Source organism: Bradyrhizobium sp. YCK136, assembly GCF_044570075.1.
In the GTDB taxonomy this organism is placed as follows: domain Bacteria; phylum Pseudomonadota; class Alphaproteobacteria; order Rhizobiales; family Xanthobacteraceae; genus Bradyrhizobium; species Bradyrhizobium diazoefficiens.
This window is the reverse complement of the sequence record NZ_CP172424.1, coordinates 8887745-8910968: the sequence shown is the minus strand read 5'-3', so window position 1 is coordinate 8910968 and position 23224 is coordinate 8887745. Positions and strand designations below refer to the sequence as shown.

14 protein-coding genes and 7 pseudogenes are annotated in these 23224 nt (G+C 59.8%); 9 read left to right on the top strand and 12 right to left on the bottom strand.

The window, feature by feature from the left end; translation table 11 throughout:
- Positions 1-862: 862 nt before the first annotated feature.
- A pseudogene (locus ACFLEY_RS43070) lies at positions 863-1033 on the top strand (IS3 family transposase); the annotation flags it as partial.
- 376 nt (positions 1034-1409) lie between these two features.
- On the opposite strand, the pseudogene ACFLEY_RS43065 reads toward ACFLEY_RS43070, so the two are convergent.
- Positions 1410-2752 (bottom strand): annotated as a pseudogene (locus ACFLEY_RS43065) (IS5 family transposase).
- Positions 2753-3146: 394 nt separating this feature from the next.
- Between ACFLEY_RS43065 and ACFLEY_RS43060 the strand changes: the two are divergent.
- Both ACFLEY_RS43060 and ACFLEY_RS43055 read left to right on the top strand, forming a co-directional pair.
- Complete coding sequence (locus tag ACFLEY_RS43060; RefSeq protein WP_223153707.1) at positions 3147-3365, top strand: hypothetical protein; 219 nt, start codon at positions 3147-3149, stop codon at positions 3363-3365.
- A 99-nt stretch (positions 3366-3464) separates the two neighbouring features.
- Positions 3465-3589, top strand: a pseudogene (locus ACFLEY_RS43055) (aldehyde dehydrogenase family protein); the annotation flags it as partial.
- An 89-nt stretch (positions 3590-3678) separates the two neighbouring features.
- On the opposite strand, the gene ACFLEY_RS43050 reads toward ACFLEY_RS43055, so the two are convergent.
- From ACFLEY_RS43050 to ACFLEY_RS43040, 3 genes and pseudogenes are all read right to left on the bottom strand, one after another.
- Entirely contained in the window at positions 3679-5658 is a 1980-nt protein-coding gene (locus ACFLEY_RS43050) for a RiPP maturation radical SAM C-methyltransferase (RefSeq protein WP_060909239.1), read from the bottom strand.
- 424 nt (positions 5659-6082) lie between these two features.
- Positions 6083-7099 (bottom strand): annotated as a pseudogene (locus ACFLEY_RS43045) (IS630 family transposase).
- Positions 7100-7150: 51 nt separating this feature from the next.
- Positions 7151-7911 (bottom strand): IS5 family transposase gene (locus ACFLEY_RS43040; RefSeq protein WP_110115998.1). Its coding sequence is split into 2 segments (ribosomal slippage): positions 7151-7572 and positions 7572-7911, totalling 762 coding nucleotides; the frame shifts between segments, so codons are not numbered across the junction.
- 804 nt (positions 7912-8715) lie between these two features.
- Between ACFLEY_RS43040 and ACFLEY_RS43035 the strand changes: the two genes are divergently transcribed.
- Positions 8716-9939, top strand: coding sequence for an EAL domain-containing protein (locus ACFLEY_RS43035; RefSeq protein WP_060909236.1), 1224 nt, complete (start codon positions 8716-8718; stop codon positions 9937-9939).
- Between the two features lie 336 nt (positions 9940-10275).
- Here ACFLEY_RS43035 and ACFLEY_RS43030 read toward each other — a convergent pair whose 3' ends face one another.
- Together ACFLEY_RS43030 and ACFLEY_RS43025 are read right to left on the bottom strand one after the other, a co-directional pair.
- Positions 10276-10467, bottom strand: a complete 192-nt coding sequence (locus ACFLEY_RS43030) for a hypothetical protein (RefSeq protein ID WP_014498042.1) — start codon at positions 10465-10467, stop codon at positions 10276-10278.
- Between the two features lie 29 nt (positions 10468-10496).
- The gene (locus ACFLEY_RS43025) at positions 10497-10667 is read right to left on the bottom strand and encodes a hypothetical protein (protein WP_157783809.1); all 171 of its coding nucleotides are present in this window, start codon (positions 10665-10667) and stop codon (positions 10497-10499) included.
- A gap of 1058 nt (positions 10668-11725) precedes the next feature.
- On the opposite strand from ACFLEY_RS43025, the gene ACFLEY_RS43020 reads away from it, so the two are divergent.
- Entirely contained in the window at positions 11726-13252 is a 1527-nt protein-coding gene (locus ACFLEY_RS43020) for a DUF1521 domain-containing protein (protein WP_028154393.1), read from the top strand.
- Between the two features lie 713 nt (positions 13253-13965).
- On the opposite strand, the gene ACFLEY_RS43015 is transcribed toward ACFLEY_RS43020, so the two are convergent.
- Positions 13966-14169 carry a hypothetical protein gene (locus ACFLEY_RS43015; protein ID WP_011084467.1) on the bottom strand — a complete coding sequence of 68 codons (204 nt, stop codon included), beginning with the start codon at positions 14167-14169 and terminating at the stop codon, positions 13966-13968.
- 879 nt (positions 14170-15048) lie between these two features.
- On the bottom strand, positions 15049-15465 hold the full coding sequence (locus tag ACFLEY_RS43010) for a hypothetical protein (protein WP_171901086.1): 417 nt from the start codon (positions 15463-15465) through the stop codon (positions 15049-15051).
- Here ACFLEY_RS43010 and ACFLEY_RS43005 point away from each other — a divergent pair.
- The 4 genes and pseudogenes from ACFLEY_RS43005 to ACFLEY_RS42990 form a co-directional block, all read left to right on the top strand.
- Positions 15449-16254, top strand: a pseudogene (locus ACFLEY_RS43005) (IS6 family transposase). The gene ACFLEY_RS43010 and the pseudogene ACFLEY_RS43005 overlap by 17 nt on opposite strands.
- 288 nt (positions 16255-16542) lie before the next feature.
- Complete coding sequence (locus tag ACFLEY_RS43000; protein ID WP_011084471.1) at positions 16543-17349, top strand: hypothetical protein; 807 nt, start codon at positions 16543-16545, stop codon at positions 17347-17349.
- 81 nt (positions 17350-17430) lie between these two features.
- Positions 17431-17609, top strand: a pseudogene (locus ACFLEY_RS42995) (IS21 family transposase); the annotation flags it as partial.
- A 63-nt stretch (positions 17610-17672) separates the two neighbouring features.
- A pseudogene (locus tag ACFLEY_RS42990) lies at positions 17673-17885 on the top strand (transposase); the annotation flags it as partial.
- Between the two features lie 32 nt (positions 17886-17917).
- Here ACFLEY_RS42990 and ACFLEY_RS42985 read toward each other — a convergent pair.
- From ACFLEY_RS42985 to istA, 4 genes are all read right to left on the bottom strand, one after another.
- Positions 17918-19252 (bottom strand): IS5 family transposase, encoded by a 1335-nt coding sequence (locus ACFLEY_RS42985; protein ID WP_060909258.1) that lies wholly within the window; start codon positions 19250-19252, stop codon positions 17918-17920.
- 312 nt (positions 19253-19564) lie between these two features.
- Positions 19565-20332, bottom strand: a complete 768-nt coding sequence (gene istB / locus ACFLEY_RS42980) for an IS21-like element IS1631 family helper ATPase IstB (protein ID WP_038952109.1) — start codon at positions 20330-20332, stop codon at positions 19565-19567.
- A gap of 17 nt (positions 20333-20349) precedes the next feature.
- Positions 20350-21414: an IS630-like element ISRj1 family transposase gene (locus tag ACFLEY_RS42975; protein WP_026192128.1), complete on the bottom strand. Its 1065-nt coding sequence runs from the start codon at positions 21412-21414 to the stop codon at positions 20350-20352.
- Positions 21415-21456: 42 nt separating this feature from the next.
- The gene (gene istA / locus ACFLEY_RS42970; RefSeq protein ID WP_100214066.1) at positions 21457-23214 is read right to left on the bottom strand and encodes an IS21-like element IS1631 family transposase; all 1758 of its coding nucleotides are present in this window, start codon (positions 23212-23214) and stop codon (positions 21457-21459) included.
- Positions 23215-23224: the final 10 nt, after the last annotated feature.

Below are 23224 nucleotides of genomic sequence, written 5' to 3'. Positions count from 1 at the left end.
ATCCGCTGCTGCTGGCGCGTTCCAGTCGGCGAGCGCTCGCTGCGAGGAAGCTGCCGCGGGAATGGAGGCCGCGAAGAATCGCCGCGCATCAGCCGAAGGGGCCTTCAATATGGCCTGTCAGGATATCGCCCGGTCGCAGGGTCAGGTGTTCCCGCTGATTGCCACCGACCCGGCTGTGTCCAGAGCGCTACGAACACGAACTCAAGAGCTCGACCGAACCGTAAATGATACGGACGCCGCCGTCCTGATGCGTCGGGACGACCTGGAGAGATCGCTGGAAGGGCTGACGCGGAGGCATCGACTGACGCCGTTGCAACCCTGACAACGGAAATCGATGCTCAACGAGCTGCCGATTGGCGTGATGCATGTCCCGGGCGCGGGAATTCAGGACAATCTGGGCGACAAGGCGAAGAAGCTCGGCATCCCGGTCTGAAAATTCGGCGGCGCGTGAGCGCCGCAAATTTCTACTACCCGACTTGAGCGACGAAATCGCGCAACTTTCGCTCCGCTTCCTCCGCCGCCTTCTCTACGGCAGGAAAGATCGTGGCCCACACCTCAGCCAACTCCGGAAACTCCATTCGCGCCTCGGCCGGGTTTCAGCGGTAGGGAAATTTGTCGTACCACGTCACTCTTTCGACGCTTGAGGGTCAGAAGCGCTACGCTTCCGCTTTTCAGTTCTACAGCAGCAGCTGTGAGCGCCAGAACCTCTGAGAGAGATCGCCCGGCTGCGCCAGGAGACCGAACGAGCGCGACATTTTAAAAAACTGTCCAGAGCCGTTGCACGCTGCGCGGGTTAGAAACAGCCTTGTGCTATTCTCTGCGGCCGGGAGGGCAGCGGCCGTCAGCTTATTGGAGGCGCAATAGTTTCTTCCATACCTTGAAGACCGAACTCGTTCATCATCGCAACTACAAGACCCGCGCCGACGCCCAGCGTGATATCTTCGCCTTCATCGAGGGCTTCTATAACCGAACAAGGCTCCATTCCGCCGTGGGATATATCGCCCCGATCGAGATGGAGCTAAACGTCGCCTAAACCCGTCTAATTTTTTGGGGGAAGATCATACGGGACATTCACCGTTCAGCTGTTGCTGCCGCTAGCACCCCTGCCGGTTAAAACTCGACGGCGTTCTCAACATCGAACCAAGCATTGGGCCGAGGCTCGTCAGCTTCTCGGAAGCTAGCGCCCCATTCTGAGATCTCTGGACACTTGACCAACGCAATGCCTTCGAAGCGGCTCTTGGCTCGGCCGGTAAATTGCAAAGGTGGGTGTCGATTTCGCCGGGCTGTTGTTTTCGAGCGCGTCAATCAGCTTCTCGAGCTGAACCCTCCGTAGCTCGCGCGGAGGATCCGAGCTTAGCTCGGAGGTTGAGAAACCTCTACGTTCTCCAATGAGCGTGGTGAGTCGATCGTTAATAAGCCGAATTGGGCTGAACTGGACAGTTGAGCGTTGGCCAGAGTGAGAGCAGGAAGAGGGACAAAAGGTCTCTGAGCCAAGCCAGGACACGGCGGAGGTTGTGGCCAACGGCCGAGAGGAGAACGTTAGCGGCATCTCCGGCGCGGCCTTTGAGATAGCAGCGGCCAAGGTGACCTTCGTTCTTCATGTGTCCGATGATGGGCTCGATGGCGGAACGGCGGCGTAGCTCGCGCTTGATGACGCCGAAGACGCCGCGCTTCTGGCCCGAGATGAAGAGGCGGCGGGGATTTTGTGTGTCGTGGCCGCGATATCCCTTGTCGACATAGGCCCGTTCGATCGGGCAGCCGGTGAGGCTCTCGGTGCGCTCGATGACGTTGCGAAGGGTGTGACCGTCGTAGGGGTTGTCCGGCAGCGAGCAGGCGTGGAGCACGAACAAGCCGCCCGGAGCTCTTTGGTTGTTGGTGACGATGGAGGCCTTCACGCCGAACTCATAGGGCGGCGGCCTTGCCCTTGCCGATGCACTCGACCTCCGGAGCATGGAAGGAATACAACTTCCAGCCGCGCTGGCGCTGCTGCTGCGAGCCGATCTGGGTGGCTCGGCTCAGCGGCAGGGCGAATGCCCCCTCCAATGCGGCCTGGCCCTCGGTCTTGCGGCGAATGTCGCGGATGATCCGGCCCAGCCGGCTGCGCAGGATGCGCAGCTGTCGCTGATGCCGGTTGAATTGTTTGGCATGAGCGTAGCGGCCCGCCATCATCGCCGCGCTTTTGGCCACGCGAACATAGGATTGCCGGAGCCTGACCCCGTGCTTCCTCGCCAGGCGGTTCAACCCGCGGATCGCTGCATGCAGCAGCTTGGCGTCGGTGGAAGCTGATGGCCTTCGGTTGGACGGTCGTGTCGACCGTGACCCGCTTGAGGTCCTGGCTGCGCAACGCACCGCTCGCGTGCGCCACCCGAAGGCTCTCGGCCAACAACCGCTCCAGCTTGTCGCCGAGCCGCTTGCGCCAGTGGCTCAGGTCTGAGCGCTCATGCGGGAAAACGTGCTGGAAAAACTCTTCGCCGGTGAAGAACTGGAAGTACGGATCGTGGACCCAGCGCTCGCACACCCCCTCATCGGACAGGCCGTAGATGTGCTTGAGCAGCAGCAATCCGATCATGAAGCGGGTCGCGATACCCGGCCTGCCGTTGTCGCTGTAGAGCGGCGCGATCTCGCCGTCGATCCAGTCCCAATCGACCCTGCCGGCGAGCAGAACCAGCTCGTGTCGCATGTTGATGATCTGGTCCAGCCGGGACCGGAACAGATCGTTCGAGCCTGTCGTCCTGTGCTTCTTTGGTCGCATCGGTCCCTCCGATGCAGCACAGAATCACGGTTCGCAGCGGCAGGGAAATCCAAAATCGAAATTGCAGGTTTTTGGGCTGTGAAGCCCCAATCCCCTGCAATCTCAAATGCCGCCGCAACCGGAAAACAGACTCTCAATCAAGTGCTTGGAGGCTTGTTCACGGACAACTGGTGAGGATCAGAACAATCGAGCCATGGAACCTGACAGGCACTCCAAATCCAGCGTTGACCAGCCCGACGAGAAGCTTCGCGGCCGAGCGAGGCCCTGACCCTACGCGTCGGCATAGCAATCGTGGACCGGTTCATCATATCGTTTTACAGCTTAAGGGAGATGCAGTGAATCGTAAGGGGCTCTATTCTTCGATGTCCGCCGGATAAATTTGGAAATGCGGCAAATGATGATCGAGGACGATAAGGGGATTCGCCCCGGCATCGAAACGATGCGCGGGTTGCCTGCATTTTATGATGGTGCAGTCGTGACGACATCGTCGCTCACGAATGTAAGTCTATGTGTCGATCTGGACGCGGCGAAGCAGTTGGATCGATTACAGCCGATGATCGAACCGATAAACTACACGACGCTTTGGCAGCTGCAACCTGTGTCAAACAGTTGAAGTTCGATGCGGTTTCTCCTTTTCGCCCGATGAAGTAGTCTACGAAAATCGAGCGATGCAGTTCGTAGCGCATATTTAAGCTATCTAATGCGGAACGAACGCCGCATAAACTTCATCGGCTCCACTAGGGTTGGCGCGATTATCGCCGCCGCTTCGGCCAAATATCTCAAACCATATATGTTGGAGCTTTGGGCTCGACGCCGTTGATTGTGCTCAACGACGCGGGCGAAAAAAATGACAAGGCTGGCGCGAGCGCCAAGCAAAGGAGACAGGCGAGGGGTGTGGCCCTGCGAAGTGCACACCGCAGTTTTCCTTATTCGCGCGGGAGGGCCACTGGCGTGGAGCGTCGGTCGAGATAGCCACCAGGGAACGCAGTCAGGGGAAGGATTGGCGTATATGGATGCCGTAACGCGAGCCCAACCAGCCGCGCGTCAAGCCGTACGATCAGTTTGCGGGCGATCATGTTAGCTATCGCCTCATCAATCTCGCCCTGCATTACATTCGCCGCGCCCGGCCGATCGCACAGGCGGGTTTCAGGCGAGCCTTCGTCCGCGGCCAGAAGAATTTCTCGCTCGAGGCCTCTGACGCGGTGTTCGCGCTCGATTGCTATGGCTCGCGTGTCCTCGACTATGATTTCGTCGCCGTTGTCCTGCATCGACAGCATAGAGAAAGTCGGCCCCCTCCAGGCTTTCAGCCAGGCATCGATGCCCTTGGCGACGGCATTTAGCCCCGGGCGGTTTTCGTCGCGCGCTGTGAAATGGCCGCCGACATCGTGGTCTTCGCTGTCTTCGAAGTAGTATACCTGTTCCGAGAGATCGCGCTCCGACAGCGGATACACGTAGCGATAGGGGGCGGCCGGGAGCAGCTTCAGTCCATGTTTCTCAGCTGTGTAATGATAGGGGCTGTAGCGCTGGTATCGCAAGCGTACCGCAGGTCCCGGCTGCAGATGATGCAGCAACGGCAACCAAGAGGCCATTTCCGCATACCATGCATCACACTCGCCGGGAAAGCCCCACAATAAACTCCAACTGACCCGCACGCCGTACTGACGGCACCACTTCAACAGCTGAACATTGTGCGCTGAGGTCGTTCCTTTGCGCATCAGCTTCAAAACACGAGTATCCAGGCTCTCAATACCCGGTTGAATCCAGCGGACGCCGGCGGCAGCCAGCTTTTCCACTTCGTGGCGCTTCAGGTTGGCTTTGACCTCAAAGAAGATCGCGAGCTTCTCGGGTAGCGCGGTGAGGTGAGGCAGCGCCTTTTCAAGGTAGTCAATGGCCATAATATTGTCTACAGCTTCGATGCGCGACGAGCCGTAGCGCGCCGACATCTCAATCATCTCCGCTGCGGCCTGCCCCGCGGGCTTCTGGCGGTAGGTCATCGATCCGCCGTTCAGCCCGCAAAACAGGCAATGACTGCGCTCGCCCCACCAGCAGCCGCGAGAGAACTCCATCGGCAGCCCAGCATGGATGCGGTCGGCGTAGAGCGACGCCTCAACCTCCGCAAAATAGTCCGAGAAATCCGGCAGCGGCAGGTCACGCATGTTCTCGATCACTGCGCGGGGCACTAAGTCGCGCGTCGACGCCGCGGGATAGCCGGCCTCGCGATGCGTCGGGCCGAAAACGCCAAATGGCAGGTCAGCAGGCGGGATGTCTCTGCCGCGATTTAGGATGTCCCAACACAGTGGGCCGATCAGTGCGTCGGCCTCGCCCGACACGACATAGTCGACCCATGGGAAACGCGCGTGAGTGCTCCGCCCCATTACCGACTCGCAGTTCGCTCCACCCATGAGGGTGACAAGATCAAGTGAGCGCTCGCTCAGCCGGCGCAGCAACGCGAGCGAGGGGACATGCTGGGCGAAGGTCGAGCTGCACCCGACCATAGCCGGCCGCTTCGCCAATATCTTGTCAGCCGTCCAGTCGATAAACCCGCCGATGAGCGAGCGCAGCCTGAGGAAATTCGCGCGACGCTCGGCCATACCTTTGCCTGCGTGTATCGGGTTGCGCTCGAAATAGAGGTCGAGGAAGGCGTTTTGTTCGGGTTCGAAGTCGGGAAAAGCAATGCCCGCGAACAGCCAATCAACCAGTGCCTCCTCTGGCGGGCAATTCTCAAGAGGTCCATAGTCGGCGATGCCTATGTATTCTAAAAACCAGACGTTGGCATAGGCTATGGTGGATTGCAGTCCAGCCTGGGTCAGCGCTGATTTCAGCAGACCAAGCGCTAGCGACGGCCTTTCGACTGCCGACACAGGCATGTTGACTAGGACGATTGGCACATAGATACTCATAATCATTCCACGTTATTCATGATGTGCGCACAGGTGCGTTCGCCCTGCCATAGTCTCATGCGCCGGACGGCAAAGTGAATTCCTGCGCGACTCCTGACTGGAGCCGTGAACATGAAGTCGCTAATTCGGCTAGTGGGCAGCCCGCTTCGAGCCACGATTTCCGCGTCACGTTCGTTGCCGGGCGACTGGACGGCATGAACAAGCAGAGAGGACACCAGGGCGCGAGTTTTCATGTGCCACACCATGGCCTCGGCCGCGCCGTCAAACCACTGGATATAACCCCACCATTAGTTCTGTAAGCCGCCGCAGATCGCTTGCCCGACCCGGCAGCCCAAGGCTTGTCGGTGTTCCGTTTTATGAGCGAGACAGACTGGACAAGATCGGGCGGTTTGTTCATCTCTGGTGAAGGCCACGTACCTAGTACCCGGAATCAGAGCTGAGTGATACGGCGGCCTTTGAAACGGCGTTGACGGACCTTTTTCTTGGTCCAGACGAAGGGCTCGGCTCTGTCGTTGTATGCGTTGACGTAGGCATCGATGTGTTCCTGAAGCTGCTTGAGGCTCGTGAAGGAGGTGCCGCTGAGCGACTGCCCCTGCAAGATGGAAAACCATACTTCGACCTAATTGAGCCATGACGCACTTGTCGGCGTGAAATGAAATTGCACGTTGGGGTGGGCCTTGAGCCAGTCCTCGTTCTTTTTATGGGTGTTGAGGTTGTCGAGGATGACGTGAAGCTTGCGGTTCGGAAAAGCCGCGGTGACGCTGTTCATGAAATCGAGAAACTCGACGCGGCGCCGGCGTTTTGAATGGGTCGCGATGATCTTTCCGGTGGCGACTTCGAGCGCCGCAAACAATGTTGTGGTGCCATGCCGCTTGTAATCGTGGCTTTGGCCGGTCAAGGCGCGGCCATTGGGCAACTTCAGATAACCCTGCGCTCGCTCCAAAGCCTGGATCGAGGACTTCTCGTCCACGCACAGCACAATGGCCTTCGCCGGCGGCGCGACATAGAGGCCGACAACATCGGCGGCTTTGGCCGTAAAGTTCGGGTCGTTGCTCTCGCACCAGGACTTGCGAGCCACCAGGTCAATCTTGTGGCTGCGCAGGAACCGCCAGACATATTGGACATCGACATCGCCCAGCGCCTCGGCCAGCAGGGGGCCGGTCCAGCGCGCAAACCCTTGCGGTGGCGGCTTATCCAGCAGCTTCAGAATCCGCTTGTCGGTCGTCTTCGTATAGATCGGCTGCTTGCCAGGCCGCGGCTTGTCTTGCAGCCCTTCAAGGCCATGGTCGGCATAGCGATGCCGCCAAAGGCTGACAATCCGCGGCTGGACCCCAACTTCCTTGGCGATCGACCGGGTGCTGCGCCCATCCGCCGCCAACAGAACTATCCGCGCCCGCTTCAAATCGCGCTGCAACGTCACCGGTGAGCGACAGCACGCCTCAAGCACCTTGCGATCTTTCCTCGAAAGGTGGACTTCTCTTGGTACTAGGGTCCAGACTCAATTGAGCCAATATGCGACGAGAGCGGCGAGATGAACAGCGGCCAAAAAATTACGGGCGAGCTTGTCATATCGCGTGGCGATGCGCCGGAAGTCCTTGAGCCTGCAAAAGCAGCGTTCGATGACATTTCGTCCTTTGTAGGCGCGTTTGTTGAAGCGATGGATGACGACACGGTTAGATTTATTGGGGATTACGGGCTTGGCGCCACGACGAATGATTTCGCCGCGAAGCTTGTCGCCATCATACCCTTTGTCGGCGAGGAGCACGCTCATGGGTGGCGCGAGCGCCAGGACATCGGGAGCCGCAGCGATATCGGCATCCTGGCCTGGAGTCAGATGCAGGACGACCGGCCGGCAGAGCGGATCGCTCAGCGCATGGATTTTTGTCGTGCGGCCTCCGCGCGAGCGGCCGATTGCTTGATTGTGCTCCCCCCTTTTCCGCCGGAGGCACACCGGTGAGCTTTAATCGAGGTCGAGTCGAGCGACAGTACGACGCCGTCTTCGCCAGGCTTGGCCAGCGCTTCGAAGATTGCGCACCATCGTCCTCGCTTGGCCCAGCGATTGAAGCGATTGTAGATCGTCGTGTAAGGGCCGTATTCACGTGGACAATCACGCCATCGTGCACCCGATTGCAGCATGTGAATGATGCCGCTGACGATGCGTCGGTCGTCGTCCCGATCCGGCCCCGTCAGTCCCCTCGGCAGATGCGGTTCGATACGCGCCCATTGCCTGTCGTTCAGCCAAAACAAACCAGCGCGCATTCTCTCGCCCCCGAATCAACACGTAGGCAAGAGAATCACGTGGCGCTATTTAGGTACAGACCCTAGGTGCGATTCTCGTATTGCAGGCAGGCCGCGTTCGCTGTCGCGAACCGGGCTCTATGAGCTGCGCTTACCGACTCCCTTACGGAGATGGGGTCTCGGCCCATGCCGGGTAAACGATCCCATCGCGCAAGACATAATGTGCTCCTCGCCGGGGGCACTCGGAAAAGGGGCTCGCCTTCGGCGACCGCTATTACTGCCCACGGGTGCCGCTGCTAAGCCGGTCTCGTCGTTGCACTCGGACCCGCGTGCCCCTTCGGGTCGCTATGCTCACGCTATCCGGGTACCATTTCAGACGGCGCTGCGCTGCGCTGCGCGCACGCCGTCCTCGCACGAATGATCCTGGCCATTCCGGTGCTGGTCATTCGTACATCAGCAGCAGCCCGTAGCTATGCTGCATCGTTTCCGCACGATTTCCCCGAGGGTCACGCAACCGCTTATCCGCTACGTATCAAGCAGCAATAACCACGGATTGGCGGGTTTGGTGGCCTAGGTTCTGCGGCCTATTGGCGCGCTCGCATATGAACGCTGGCCAAGATAGACGCGATTGCTCCTCATGAACGCCAGGTGACGCATTTGTTGCGCGCGTGACTGCGGTGAGACGCACCGATGCTTGCGTCATTTGATTCGAATTGAATCCTTTAAGGTTAGCGGCGCAATCAATGTATAAGCCAGAAATTTCCATGATTGCCGCCGCTCATGGATGTACGAGTCAGGCCGGGGTAATTACGGATGAGGCGGGGCATGAACCACATCAGTCACATCGGACAAACGCGAGCCGGATGGTTCGGACATCGCAAGCTGACCCCACGCGCATGCATTGCGGACAGCAAAAAACACCTTCGGACCTTCCTCGCAGAGGCGCTGGAAGACCTCGGCTTCATCACCAGCGAATGCGGCCAGGCTTTGGAACTCGACACCGTGCTGGACGCGGAACGGCCCGATCTTCTGGTGCTCGGCGTGTCCGTGGATGGCATCGAAGTCAGTAAAATTCTCGAGACTTTGGTGAGAAAGGACTACGGCGGCAAGGTCCTCGTCATCGGCCAGCCGGACTCGATCATCGTCAAAGCGGTTCGGCAGATCGGCGATGAATACGGCATCGCCATGCTGCCGGCCCTCTCCACCCCGTTCAGCGCCGGAACCCTTCGTGACAGTCTTGCGTCATTGATGCCGCTCGAGCCCGCACCGAGCCCGGCAGTGGATGTGCCCGAAGCGCTGAAAGCCAGCTCGCTCGAGCTGTGGTATCAGCAGAAACTTCATCTCCGGACATTGGTTCCGAGCGGCGCCGAGGCGCTGATCCGGATGCGCCATCCCGCATGGGGCGTCGTGCCGCCGGCCTACTTCATCCCCGACGAAAGCGATCCGCATTTTCATGCGCTGTCCGAGTTCGTGATCGCGCGCGCGATCGCGGACTGGCGCTATCTGCTCGGGCAGATCGGACCGGTCGATCTCTCGATCAACCTGCCGATCTCGTTTCTGGCCGACGATGCTGCGGTGCGCGAGCTTTGCTACCGGATTCCGGATCATGCGGCGTTCGCCGGCCTGCTGATCGAGATCGACAGCGCCGAGGTGATCGACAATCTCGACCTGGCGATCGATGTCGCCCGGCGCGTTCGCCTGCACAATATCGGCATCTCGATCGACAATGTCGGCGCGAAGTGGCCATCCTTGCTGGGATTGCCGAACTTTCCGTTCGTCCTGGTCGACCATCAATACGTCACCGGTTGCGCGGATCAGCGCCTCAAGCAGACGGTGTGCCGGCGTATCGTCGAGCTCGCACACGACTCCGGCGCGCAGGTAATTGCGCAGGGGGTCGAGACGCGCGCGGACTTTCTTGCCGCACATGAGATGGATTTCGATCAGGTCCAGGGTTACCTGTTCGGCAAGCCGATGGGCGTCAAGAAGTTCGCCCGCTCGCGCACGCACTTCTCGGAGAAAGAGCCGATCGTCCTGAGGCATGGCGCCTAGTCAGGCGCGAGTGTCGCCATCGATCGCGCGCAGCGCTTCGCCGCGGGCGATCAGGCGCTTTGTGTGAATCGGCGGATGGAATGACCCTGCCCAGATTAATGATGTCAACGGCTTAACGTGCCGATCGGCGCCGGGCCCCGCGCCAACTCACATGCTGACGGCGGTCGTCTTCCCCTCGGCTTTGCTATGCACTTCAAACTCGAGAGATCGATTCGTTCAGGATAATCTCCTGAATAACGAGATAAGCCGTACGGCAGTTGCCGCACGGCTCTTCCGGAGTTCGTCATTCACTGCGCGGATCCGGTAGCGACGCGCTGAGCCGCCGTCTTGGCAGACTTATTGGACGCGCTCGTCGGCGACCTTCTTCTCAGAAGAGAGCTCGGTCGTAATTCTGCGCATTGCCACGGCCTGGGCCTGAACCTTTTGGCTAACACGCTCGAACTCAGCCATCTGGTTCTGGAAACCGGCATCCTGGGTCTGCTGGGTAGCAGGAGCGGCGCCGTTACCGCCAACACTATTAACCGCCATGTCTATTCACCTTTCTTTATGGTATGTCGTTAGTTGTGGCCTGCTACGTCGGGCGGGCCGACGATACGAGGGGCAGGAATAGAAAGAAAGACGTGCTCGCCCCCCAGACTGCTCAGGCTCAGTTCGGCGCTCTTGCCGAGACCAACGGTCTTGGGCTGTACGTTGTCCGTTTTGCCGGCGTTCTTGTTTTCGGCGGCCATTGCTTTCTCCTATGCTCGTCTTGTTACGTCTCAATAGACGTGCTCGCCTAGAGTTCAGCAGCCTCACGCTAGGGGCGCTACCTTTCGAGAAGCTGACGAGTCTCGGTCGGGGTGATTAGGTCGATCCTTTGCAGCAGCCCATCACCTGCCGGCAGCTGCAACCTCACCTAGGCTTCGCTGGTCGCGCCTATGGTCGACGTGGGCCGAACCGGCAAGGGGACGGCGGACGTGCCTCTGCGTTTAGACGCAGTTGGTTGATCTAGTGAGGCTAGCAGCGAAATTCTGACCTGCGTGCGCGGTCAGGCGCGCACTTGGATCGATCGGCCAACAGGTTGGCTGTGGCGTTTGTCGATCAGCGCTGAGTCATCCAATCTGAAGTCTTTGGAGACTCATGGCGTGGGGCGGTAGCCTGGTTAGGGCCGCGCGCTGATGCTGTAGAGGCTGTTGGTGTGATCGCCGGTATCCCCACAGATCGCGTCCGGAATCTTCGGATCGCCGCTGGCGGCAATAGCGGCGTGGCCGGAGCGGTTGGAATGCTGCTTCCCAGATCCGATGGAGTGACTGGCGGAATTGCGGCGACCGCGTCACTTATCGACAGAATGATGTGCCTCTCGGTCCCGATGATTGTTGCATCAAGAGCAAGCGGCGTGAATCTCGCATGCAACAGGACCGATCGGCGCAGCCGACATCGGACAGTCGATCGATGTTAACGAAGCGACGTATCACATGTGATCGGCGGGCGTCGATAGTTGCCTGAGATGGTCCGTCGTGACGGCCGGCCGCCGCGAGCAACCATGCGATCCGCACCCCTCGGATGCTACGAGGGTTGCGATGCTCAGTCGGTGGTTCATTGTCGTCAGCTTTTCGACAGGTGCTGCAGGTAGAGTCCCTGCGAGTTCGATGGGCGCGATATGCTCGCGCCGAGCCGCTGCGAAGGTGATGAGAGAGGGGGGGGGGGCTCATCGAGGCTGCCGGGGCTGGTGGCGAGAGGCATTCATTCGCTCACCATAACGCTCGCAGTTTTACCGCTTTCTTCGATGCAATCAGGAGTGAACTAAATGGCGTATCTTCCCGTGGCCGGTCTCCCCGTGGTCGGCGCACTCGATTCGACGGTGAATGGGGTGGGGTCAGAGGGGGTGGTTGCCAGCCCAGCTTTCAGCACACTGTTGGGACAGTATGCCACGCCGGGTGCCTACCAGTACCTGCCGGCAGGCGCTGCCGTCGTTGTCGTTCCTGCAGGTGGCGTCACAACCGCTGTCGTGGCTCCGGCGGTCGTCACTCCAGTCGTGGCTGCTCCCGTGTACATGATGGCTCCGCCTCCTCCTTCCATGCTGTTGAGCCAGCAAAGTTCGGGTTCGGAGCCTTCCGTCGATCCGGTATGGACGCATGAGGTCAAGGATGGCAAGGCCACGATCAACCTCGGCGACAAATATACGATCACAGCCAATGAGAAGGATGGCACCTGGACCGTTCGCAACAACCAGACCGGCCATGTCACGAAGATCCATGGCGATCCCCATGTTGACGCTAACGGGGACGGCAAGGATGACTTCGACTTCAAGAAAGATATGACCTTCCAGCTCGACGATGGGACCAAGATTACCGTCAATAATGTCGACTACGGTAATGGTGAGACCATCTCCTCAAAGCTGACCATTACGAACGGCCACAACGCGATGGTTGTGGAGGGGCTCGGCGACGACAAGGATGGCAAAAACAATCTGAGGGTGACTCAGTCCAATGTTGGCATGACTCTTGATGAGCTGACACCCGATGGTGCCCAGACGATCCATGAGAGCGGCCAAGGCTGGGTCGATGGCGCCGGCGGCGTGGTGAATCAGGCGAGTATCGATGCCGGCGAACAGGGTCGCGCGCCGGGCAACTACCAGTCTGCAATCGCAACGCCTGCCACTGCAACACCCGTGTTCTTCGTTCCTCCTCCACCGCCGCCTCTTGCGATGGTTCCGCTTGCCGTCGCTCAGACGCCAGCGCCGTCATCTCAGCCAGCGCCAGTGTGGTCGCACGAGGTCAAGGACGGCAAGGCGACGATCAACCTTGGTGATAAGTATACGATCACAGCCGATGAGAAGGACGGCACCTGGACCGTTAGGAACAACCAGACCGGCCATGTCTCGAGGATCCACGGCGATCCTCACGTCGATGCTAATGGCGACGGCAAGGACGATTTCGACTTCAAGAAAGGTATGACCTTCCAGCTCGACGACGGCACGAAGATTACGGTGGACACGGTCGATTATGGCAAGGGAAAAACCATCTCCTCGAAGCTCACCATCACCAACGGCGACAATGCCATGGTTGTGGAGGGACTCGGCGACGACAAGGATGGGAAAAACAATCTGAAGGTCACGCAGTCTAATGCTGGGCGGACGCTTGATCAGCTGACGTCCGATGGAGCTCAGACAATCCATGAGACAAATCAGGGGTGGGTTGACAACTCCGGACGCAAGGTGACGCAGTCGGTGATCAACCACAATGAGAACCCGGATGCGCCGCCGGATTTCAAGACGATGATGCGCGAGGCCATGTTCCGGCGCATTTTCGGTCGCGATGCACAGCCGGCATGAGGCCTGATCCCGGGGAGGTCGGAAACTCGTGGAAGCGGGCGCTAGCGCCCGCCTTTCATTTTCGCCAAACGGCCGCGAGAAGGGCAGCTTGGCGATCTATCGATTTAGGATCGACGGTAACAGCCAGATTGTCTTGGCAATCGCAGCCTTGGCGCCGACAAACGGGCGGAGGGCCTCCAGACCCGGCTACCCGGCTAGAATTGCTGCGGCGCGTTGCCGGCGATGGAGGCGCTGCACGGGAACGGTGCTCTCAGGTCTGTCTGCAAGTCAACGTCCTGCAGATGCAGGCGTCGCAGCGAAAATCCCGGCCAAGATCGTAGATTGGATTGGGGACGGCCTCTGCGGCGCGATCTACCCTCGGCTCAAAAGCATAAGCCCTGTTTCGCGTTGAGCCCTGCCTGTCTTTAGCCTACGAAGCCGGGCGTGAACCCTTGCGCCCCCAGAACATCCATCATCCTCTCACGAAGCCGGAGGCGCCATGGCTTTGAGCATCACCATTTCCGTCAAAGTCTGCTGTTGGGGACGCCAAAGGGACGTCGCAGCAGCCCGCTGCCAAAAAGATCCAGGTGCATTCGGATTCGCGGAGCAGTTCGCAGCGGACCTGAAAGATCATAGAATGCGCATCTAACTGCTGGCGTGTGCCAAGTCTCACTTGGCACGTCTTCGATTCAATCACCAGGCGGCCGTATCGCTATCTGGCGCCGACCATCGGCTCATCCATCATCAAGCTCGCTCATGGCCTCATCCATATCCGACTGCGAATCGCTTATGACTTGCGTCGCGACGGAAACAAGAGCCTTTTCGAATGCTCGGCGCAGTAGCGCTGCACGCGTGTCATCGCCGCCGTTCTCGGCGGTGTCGGAGGGGGCGCCAACCTGCGACGCTGTTGCATTGATATCGGCTGCGTCTGCGTTCATGTCGTAACACCCGGATAGCGGCGTCGCCTAGATGACCTATCCTCTTCATGCTAGCAGGAGCAGCTTGCGAAAAGCTGACTAAGATCGAGCTTCCTTGGCGGCTTCATCCATGATCGAGAAGGATCATGAGCACGCGCCAGCGGAAGTGATGACATTCAAAGCGGCGCGCGATGCTGCTGTCGAGCTGGCTGCACGCAAGCGGGCCAATCTCGTCAAGGTGCTGCCTTAAAGAATTGCGGACTCAGGGCTTTACCTCCGACGGTTCGATCACGAAGTAGCATGTACCGGGGCGAAGGCCGCATACGTTATCGCAGGTGCACGAGCCGCCATCACATTCGTCTCCTTTTCCGCCAGTTAGCAATTCGTGGAACAGAAACGCGCCCTCTGCAAATTCCTTTGCGTTGCCCTGGCGAACTCCTCGGATACCGTTTTTCGATTGAGCGATTGCTTTCGTATACAGATGAAGTTTCGGGCAGTTCGCAGCAATGCCGAACGCCGCGCCCTGCAGAAATGCAACGCTTCGGCCATCGGCGTGCGCTGATGATGAGCACGGCCGTTGTTGGCGATTTGAACAACATCAGACCTCTTGTCCCCATAATTGGTATGGCCACCATACCGATTGCGGCGCTAAAGCATTGCTACCCTGCTGTTGGCTGATCTTCCTTATCCGCGCCGCGCATCACGATCTTCAGCGCATCATCCGGCAACGGCCGCTGCAATGCCTTTGCTTCATCCCGCGGCGCGCGCATCCATACGTCGCGCTCCTCATCGGTCGTCAGGAAGCCATAAACGAGGTGAGGGCCGGGGACCGGCTTGGACTAGGTGCCCCGGTCGCCCTTGAACCCGGTCCAGATGCCCGCGATCAGATGGGCATGGCGGCTACCGGCCGGTTGTACACGCCGCTCGCGGGAGAGATCGACAGGCGCGCAGCCAGCCAAGGAACAAGGTTGTGTTCCAGCCAGCCATGGCAATCGCTGATGAGCGATCCTCATCAGTGGTCGCGTTGTCGACCGTGGTGATGCATCCGGGCGAAGCTTTGCGCCGCAATGCTGCTCGAAGAACAGGGAGTCGTCCAGAAACCTGACGGCGTTTGCCCCTGAGGTTGGTGAGCGTGATCTTGGTTTGATGAGCGCTCATCCATGCGAATAAGTTGCTGAGAAACACGATGCCAGCAGGTCGGACAAAGCCGAGATTGCCGAAATCGTTGATGACCTCCGGCGGCCAGCCGTTGACGGCGTGCGCCGCAAGATCGGCCGCAACCTTCGACAGGGACAGTCCATTGAACGGTACCGTCAAATTAACGAATTGGGCCGGCGGAGGGGTAGACGACCGGCAGACCGCCCGGGACCCTCTTTATCGCCGCCATCGCACCGGAAGTGATCAGTTATCCCGTTTGGTTATATTTCCGGCTTCCCTTAAGCTTGCGCATGGTCGAGGAAATGCTGGCGGCGCGTGGCATTGGCGTGGCCTATGAAACCGTGCGCCAGTGGGGACGGAAATTCGGCAAGCCGTTCTCCGATCGGATCCGCCAGCGCACTCCCCCTCGCGGTGACAAATGGCATCTGGACGAAGTCGTTATCTCGATCGCGGGCGAACAACATTGGCTCTGGCGCGCTGTCGACCAGAATGGCTTCATTCTCGACGTCTTGATCCAGCGCCGAAGAGACTCGCGCGTTGCGCAGCGGCTCATGAAGAAGCTCTAAATCCGCCGGCACGCCGCCGCGCGTGATGATCACGGATAAGCTGCGTTCGTACGGCGCTGCGAGGGCGAAGATGGGCTTTCACGTCGAACATCGCCAGCACAAAGCTCTCAACAATCGGGCCGAGAATTCTCATCAGCCGACGCGGCGACGCGAGCGGATCATGAAGCGCTTCAAATCGTCCCATCAAGCTCAACGGTTTCTGTCAGTTCACGATCAGGTCGCGAACCTTTTCCACATCCCCTATCCCGGAGCCGCCATCGCCGACTTCCGTCGTGCTTCGCGCGAGCGGGCCTTTGCGACTTGGCGCGAGATCTCCATGACAAGCGCTATCGCCGACTCTCGACCTCTGAGAATCGCCTCCTTCGGCTCGGCGGTCGATTAAGTTGACGATGCCCCCTGATGAGCCAGAGCCTCCCTTCTCGAAAAGCCTGATCAGTCTCAAATTGTCTGACGACGGACAATCGTTGCCACTGTCTCAGCCAGGCTGCTGTCATCCGAAAGACGGCAAATCCGGGCGCGGGTCCACCCTTCTTCCCGAGCTCGTCAGCTTCTCGAAAGCCAACCTTCCTAGCATTCAAGCCCGGTCTTTAGATGCCGATGCCGCCCATGCTGAACTAGGGGGCCCGCTAGTGGATCTGCAGGAGATTTTGTTATCAGAAAGGAGAGCTTTATGGATTCCAATCGGATAAGCGGTGCCGGCGCGCAAGGGTCTCCAACGGGGTACGTCCGGACACAGGAGGATCATGATCTATTTAGGCAGGCCGCGAATGAAGCCCGGTCATTATCATCTGCCGGGCCTGTATCGGCACAGACGCCGATTTGGCGTTCGAGCGCTCCATACGGAAGCTTTTCACGCGATGGCTACTCTTGGAACAACGACGTATGGGGCCCGCACCCTGGGCCTCAGACGATTTCGGTGAGTGCAGCCAACCGGTGGAGCGTGTGGTCGAACCAGCCCAATACTCCTGGCATCAAGAGCTATCCGCACGTGGCTTTCAATATCGGGAAACCGCTCAGCTCAATCAACACTTTGAGCTCGAGCTTCAATCAGGAAGTTCCCACTGGCGGCGCCTGGGATGTCGCCTACGATATCTGGGACAGCTCAGACCGACATGAGATAATGCTCTGGACAAACTACACCGGAAACTCGGACGGGAGCGGCAACGTTAAGCCCATTTCATATCATTATGCCCCTTCCGGTGCGGCGATTCCGGTCTACAGCAATGTCAATGTAGGCGGGGCGACTTGGAACGTGTTTGAAGGCGAAGGCTCCGATGGTCACAAGGTCATCTCATTGCTGCGCACTTCGAAGACCAACAGCGGGACAGTGGACATCAAGAGTATCCTGCAGTGGATCAAGTCGAAGGGGTACTTTGGCGACATAAACGTCGGTAGCGTCCAATACGGCGTCGAGATTACCTCGTCCCCGGGGGGAAAGAACTTCAATTTCAACAACTGGTCCGTGACTTCGAAGTGAAGTCCGCGCGGGCGGTAAGGTGAGCTGCGCTATGCCAATGAGCCACGCTGACTGACGGCCTTGGCTTGCCGCTCACATCCCGACCGCCACGATCCCGGCCTCAACCGAACCTATGCCGAGATGGCAAGCCATTACGGCACGGCCATCTCGCAGCCCGGCCGCGGCGCCCAAAAGATAAGGCAAAGGTCGAAGTTGCGGTGCAAGTCGCGCAGCGATGGATTCTGGCGCGGCTGCGCAACCAACGCTTCTTTTCGTTGGCGTGACCTGCCACTGAGCATTTCCTCCAGAAGGATTCAGAGTCCGCCCCGAAGAAGGACGGACAGATGAAGCGAGCAAGGTTCACGGAAGAGCAGATTATCGCAGTGTTGAAGGAGCATGAGGCCGGGGCGAAGACGGCCGACCTAGCTCGCAAGCACGGGGTCTCCGAAGCGACGATCTACAATTGGAAGGCCAGCTCGCAATGGTTGGCACGCAAGATCGCCGCGATGGGGCATACCGTCCGCATTATTCCGGCTCAATTCGTCAAGCCTTATGTAGTCCTCCGTGAAGAACGCGGACGAGCGCTGATTTAAGCGATCTTTTGAGCCGGGACAGTTTCGGCGAAGGCGCGGATGATGGCACGCAAGAGTTCTGCGAGCCATCGCAGGAGCAGGCCGAAGTTGTAGCCGGCCGCGGCGAGGACGGCGTTGATGCGGTCACCGACGCTGCCTTTGAGATAGTTGCGGTCCATGCGGTGCTCGGCCTTGACGTGACCGATGACGGGTTCGACAGCCGCGCGAGGCTTCATCTCGCTCCGGATGGAAGCCGTGACGCGGCGAACCTGACCCGAGATCCAGACCCTGAACCGGTGCGGGTAGTTGTGGCCACGGTACCCTTTGTCGACGTGGATACGACGAGCCTCCACGCCGGTGAGCTTCTCCATGTCGGCGACCACGGGGCCGAGCGTGTGGCCGTCAAAGGGATTGCCGTGCAGCGCCTTGGTATGGAGCACGAACTGTCCACCCTTCGGGGACGTCACGGGGGTGGCGATACTGACCTTGCAGCCGAACTCGTAAGGCGCGCGGGCTTTGCCCTTGCCGATGCACTCGACCTCCGGCGCATGCAACGCATAGACCTTGGGGCCGCGCTGATGCTGATCCTGGCTGCGCACCCGCTGCGCCAGATCGAGCAGCGGGCCGAAGCGCGCTTCCAGCGCCGCATCGCCATCAATCTTGCGGCGGATGTCGCGGATGATCCGGCCAAGCCGCGTCCGCAGGAACTTGAGTTGGCGCCGGGCGCGCTTGAACTGGTGAGCGTGGGTATAGCGGCCGACCATGATGGCGGCGCGCTTGGCCAGGCGCAGATAGCTCTGGCGCAGCGGCACACGGTTGCGCTTGGCAAGCCCGACGAGCTTGGTGATGGCCCGATGCATCAGCCGCGCGTCGGTCGGATGGGCAACGGCCTTGGGCTGCACCGTGGTATCGACCACCACTCGCTCCAGGTCCTTGGGACCGATGGCGCCAGTCTTGTGTGCCACCGACAGACTTTCCTGGATCAACGCGACGAGCTGCTCCTCGCCGAGCCGCTGGCGCCAGCGCGTCATCGACGATCGATCGAACGGCAGCCGGTGGCAGAAGCTTAACTCGCCGCAGAAGTATTGGTAATAAGGGTTCTCGATCCAGCGGGCGCACAGCACCTCATCCGAGAGATTGTGCATGTGCTTCAGAATGAACAGGCCGGCGACAAGCCGCGTCGGTAGGCCAGGCTGCCCCGGCCCGGTTTGGCACACCGAACCAAAGCGGTCATCCAGAAACTTCCAGTCGATCAGCGCCGCCAACCGCACCAGCGGGTGGCCCATGTCGATGATTTGATCGAGCGCCGGAAGCAACAGGTCTTTCTGGCGATCATCCCGCGGTTTGCTCATCGCCGTCCCCAATGCCGATGACCCGTCCGTCAGGGAATCACGAATCGCTCGAAAGCAAAATCCCAAAACGCAAGAAACCGCGGCCCAACACCCGGCTTTCCTGCAAAATCGAATACTTTATCGAGACAACTTCTGCCTATCTCTCAGGCCGATCTGCATTCTTCACGGACGATTATGTAAAGTCCAACAAAAGTGACATCATCGATGCCGCAGCGATCGCGGAAGCAGTGACGCGACCCCCGCGGGTCACTTCAAATTCCTCCGGGTGTGGTCAGTCAAATTCCTCCACCCGCGAGGCAGGACAAGGGACTGTTAGTTTGAGTTTGTTTCCCGGGCAAGAGCTTCAGCGGCTTCTTTGAGCCGATAGCTGCGTCCGTCGAACTCAAGCAGATGGCAATGATGCATAAGGCGATCGAGGATCGTCGTGCTCATAGTGTTGTCCCCAAGGTATGCCCCCCAATCCTGCACGACGCGATTGGAGGTGACGATGACGCTGCGGCGCAGTTTGTAACGCTGATGGATCAGGGTCTGCAGCAAAGTGCCGGCGTCGTCGGGGATGGCGCGTGCGAGGAATAGATCGTCCAGCACGAGGAGATCGCAGTCGATGATGGTTCGCAGCCGGACCTCGCGTTGTGCCGGAGAGTTCAGGGCGTAGCGGTGAAAGAAGTCGTCGGTCTCAAGATACTGGACCTTGTGGCTTTGCAGGATCGCCTGATAGGCAATCGCCTTGGCGATGTGCGACTTCCCGGTGCCAGGTTTGCCAACAAGCAGAGCGTTCTCGCCAGCGGCAATGAACGCCAGGGTGTGGAGCTGGAAGCAGGTCTGACGTGGCAGTTTGGGATTGAAGGACCAGTCGAACTCGGCGAGCGTCAGCTTTTCGTCGAGCCCGGATTGCTGGTATCGCCGCTCGATAAGACGGGACTGACGACGGTCCAGTTCATCCTGCAGGATAAGGGAGAAGGTCTCGAGGAAGGGCTGGTTGGCGCCCTGCGCCTGGAGCACGCGCGTCTGCAGCGTGTCGCGGACACCCGACAGGCGCAGCTGTCGTAGGCAACGCTCAATTTCCGGCATGGTCATCATGTGGCTAGTACCCGGAATCAGAGCTGAGTGATACGGCGGCCTTTGAAACGGCGTTGACGGACCTTTTTCTTGGTCCAGACGAAGGGCTCGGCTCTGTCGTTGTATGCGTTGACGTAGGCATCGATGTGTTCCTGAAGCTGCTTGAGGCTCGTGAAGGAGGTGCCGCTGAGCGACTGCCCCTGCAAGATGGAAAACCATACTTCGACCTGATTGAGCCATGACGCACTTGTCGGCGTGAAATGAAATTGCACGTTGGGGTGGGCCTTGAGCCAGTCCTCGTTCTTTTTATGGGTGTTGAGGTTGTCGAGGATGACGTGAAGCTTGCGGTTCGGAAAAGCCGCGGTGACGCTGTTCATGAAATCGAGAAACTCGACGCGGCGCCGGCGTTTTGAATGGGTCGCGATGATCTTTCCGGTGGCGACTTCGAGCGCCGCAAACAATGTTGTGGTGCCATGCCGCTTGTAATCGTGGCTTTGGCCGGTCAAGGCGCGGCCATTGGGCAACTTCAGATAACCCTGCGCTCGCTCCAAAGCCTGGATCGAGGGCTTCTCGTCCACGCACAGCACAATGGCCTTCGCCGGCGGCGCGACATAGAGGCCGACAACATCGGCGGCTTTGGCCGTAAAGTTCGGGTCGTTGCTCTCGCACCAGGACTTGCGAGCCACCAGGTCAATCTTGTGGCTGCGCAGGAACCGCCAGACATATTGGACATCGACATCGCCCAGCGCCTCGGCCAGCAGGGGGCCGGTCCAGCGCGCAAACCCTTGCGGTGGCGGCTTATCCAGCAGCTTCAGAATCCGCTTGTCGGTCGTCTTCGTATAGATCGGCTGCTTGCCAGGCCGCGGCTTGTCTTGCAGCCCTTCAAGGCCATGGTCGGCATAGCGATGCCGCCAAAGGCTGACAATCCGCGGCTGGACCCCAACTTCCTTGGCGATCGACCGGGTGCTGCGCCCATCCGCCGCCAACAGAACTATCCGCGCCCGCTTCAAATCGCGCTGCAACGTCACCGGTGAGCGACAGCACGCCTCAAGCACCTTGCGATCTTTCCTCGAAAGGTGGACTTCTCTTGCTTCGGGTATCATCCCGACCTTGAATCACGACTCACGTTCCAAGAAAAGTGGGTACTAGGTCTCCAGTTTAAGGTGAGAAGGTGCAGCGGGAGCGCTCGTGGCGCCGGAGTTGGCCGGGGTTGCGCAGGCGACACGAGCGCGGATTGCCGTGGCGTGATCGTCGTGAGCCTCGGCCTGCCGACCATTGTCGTCGGCGTCGCGCCGCACAGCGCGGCTGAAGAGGTCGCCGTATTCCGCGGGGGTACGGATCAGCGGATGATCCTGGGTGAGCGGCGATGCCGGCTGTGGCGTCACTCCAACCTGCTCGATCGCCTGTTCGAACAACCGCTCGACGGTCGCACGCACGTGCTTGTAGCGGTAGATGCGGTTGTCGATGGCGTGCGCGCAGGCCTGCTCGACCAGCCGCGCCGGATACTTCCGGCCCAGCCCGACAATGCCCCACATCGCGCGCTGTCCGGGGCGCCCTTCGGTGTCGAACACCTGCTGGCACAAGGCCCTGGTCTGCGGTCCGATGCGCTCGGCGCTCGCCAGCAGCACGGCGGTTTGCCGCGACGGGTTGAACGGCCGTTCGCTGGTCGGCAGGACGACAGAACCGGGGTGCGCCATCCGGGAATGAACACGCAGCAGCGCACGGGTGTGGCGATCACGGATCTCGATCGTGGTGGTGTAGATGCGCACGACGACCTGGCTGCCGATCGGCGCGGGCCGCGCGGCGTAATAGCTGTTGTCGACGCGTACGGTGGTGTCGTCGCAGACAGTCCGGACGACTTCGGTGAAGATGCGGAAGGGAGCGACAGGCAGCGGCCGCAGGTGCGGCTTCTCTTCCTGGAACATCGCCTCGACCTGACGGCGCGTGCTGCCGTGGATGCGTTTGGAAGCCCAGTTCTCCTCCCAGTGCCTCAAGAACTCGTTTTGCGCCTCCAGCGTCTCGAAGCGCCGTCCGGCCAGCGCAGTGCCCTGGGTATGTTGAATCGCATTCTCGACGCATCCTTTCCGATTTGGATCGGCCACGCGCGCGGGATCGGCGACCACGGCGTAATGAGCCAGCATCGCGCTGTAAATCGGGTTGAGCTGGGGCTCGTACAAATCCGGCTTGAGGACGCCTTCCTTCAGGTTGTCGAGCACGACATAGCTGGGGACCCCGCCAAAATACCGGAACGCCTCTTCGTGGAGCTGCGCCCAGACTTGTTGGCTGGACTTCCAGACTACCCGCCGGAAGCTGCGCCGCGAGTAGCGTAGCGTCATCACGAACAGGCGGGGACGACGGTACCGCCCGCTCTTCGGATCAACCGTCGGCGCGCCCTCGCCATAGTCGACCTGAGCTTCCTCGCCGGGGAGGAACTCAAGACGATCAAACTGCTCAGGATCAGCGTGCCGCAACCGGCGCACAAACCGCTTGACACTCTGGTAGCTGGACGGAAAGCCAAATTGATCAACCAGGTCCTGGTAAATCGCCTGCGCGTTCCGCTTCAGCCGGACCTGTTCTTCGATCCACGTCCGATGCGCTTCGCAAGCCGAACGGGCCAGGCTGCTGGTGACCGTCGCTTCCGATGTCCCAAAAGCCGGTGGTCGGGGTGGAGGAATTTGGCCGTCCGCGCTCACCGAGCCGGTGGTCACTTCCCCGGGGGAATTTGCCTCCGCACCGGCCCGCAGCGCCTGATAACGCCGGATCGTCTTGCGATCGACACCCGTCAGCCGGTGAATCTCGCGCTGGCTGGTGTTGCGATCAAGTAATGTAAGTACGGTGCTTTGCAGATGTCGCTTCAAGACGTTCAACTCCCCGGCCCCTTGCTGGCTAAAGGGGTCGAACATAAACGTCCTG

Coding starts and splice junctions, on each gene's coding strand:
- ACFLEY_RS43060 (WP_223153707.1), top strand. CDS start 3,147: ATGATGATCGAGGACGATAAGGGGATTCGCCCCGGCATCGAAACGATG.
- ACFLEY_RS43050 (WP_060909239.1), bottom strand. CDS start 5,658: ATGATTATGAGTATCTATGTGCCAATCGTCCTAGTCAACATGCCTGTG.
- ACFLEY_RS43035 (WP_060909236.1), top strand. CDS start 8,716: ATGAACCACATCAGTCACATCGGACAAACGCGAGCCGGATGGTTCGGA.
- ACFLEY_RS43030 (WP_014498042.1), bottom strand. CDS start 10,467: ATGGCGGTTAATAGTGTTGGCGGTAACGGCGCCGCTCCTGCTACCCAG.
- ACFLEY_RS43025 (WP_157783809.1), bottom strand. CDS start 10,667: ATGGCCGCCGAAAACAAGAACGCCGGCAAAACGGACAACGTACAGCCC.
- ACFLEY_RS43020 (WP_028154393.1), top strand. CDS start 11,726: ATGGCGTATCTTCCCGTGGCCGGTCTCCCCGTGGTCGGCGCACTCGAT.
- ACFLEY_RS43015 (WP_011084467.1), bottom strand. CDS start 14,169: ATGAACGCAGACGCAGCCGATATCAATGCAACAGCGTCGCAGGTTGGC.
- ACFLEY_RS43000 (WP_011084471.1), top strand. CDS start 16,543: ATGGATTCCAATCGGATAAGCGGTGCCGGCGCGCAAGGGTCTCCAACG.
- ACFLEY_RS42985 (WP_060909258.1), bottom strand. CDS start 19,252: ATGAGCAAACCGCGGGATGATCGCCAGAAAGACCTGTTGCTTCCGGCG.
- istB (WP_038952109.1), bottom strand. CDS start 20,332: ATGATGACCATGCCGGAAATTGAGCGTTGCCTACGACAGCTGCGCCTG.
- ACFLEY_RS42975 (WP_026192128.1), bottom strand. CDS start 21,414: ATGATACCCGAAGCAAGAGAAGTCCACCTTTCGAGGAAAGATCGCAAG.
- istA (WP_100214066.1), bottom strand. CDS start 23,214: ATGTTCGACCCCTTTAGCCAGCAAGGGGCCGGGGAGTTGAACGTCTTG.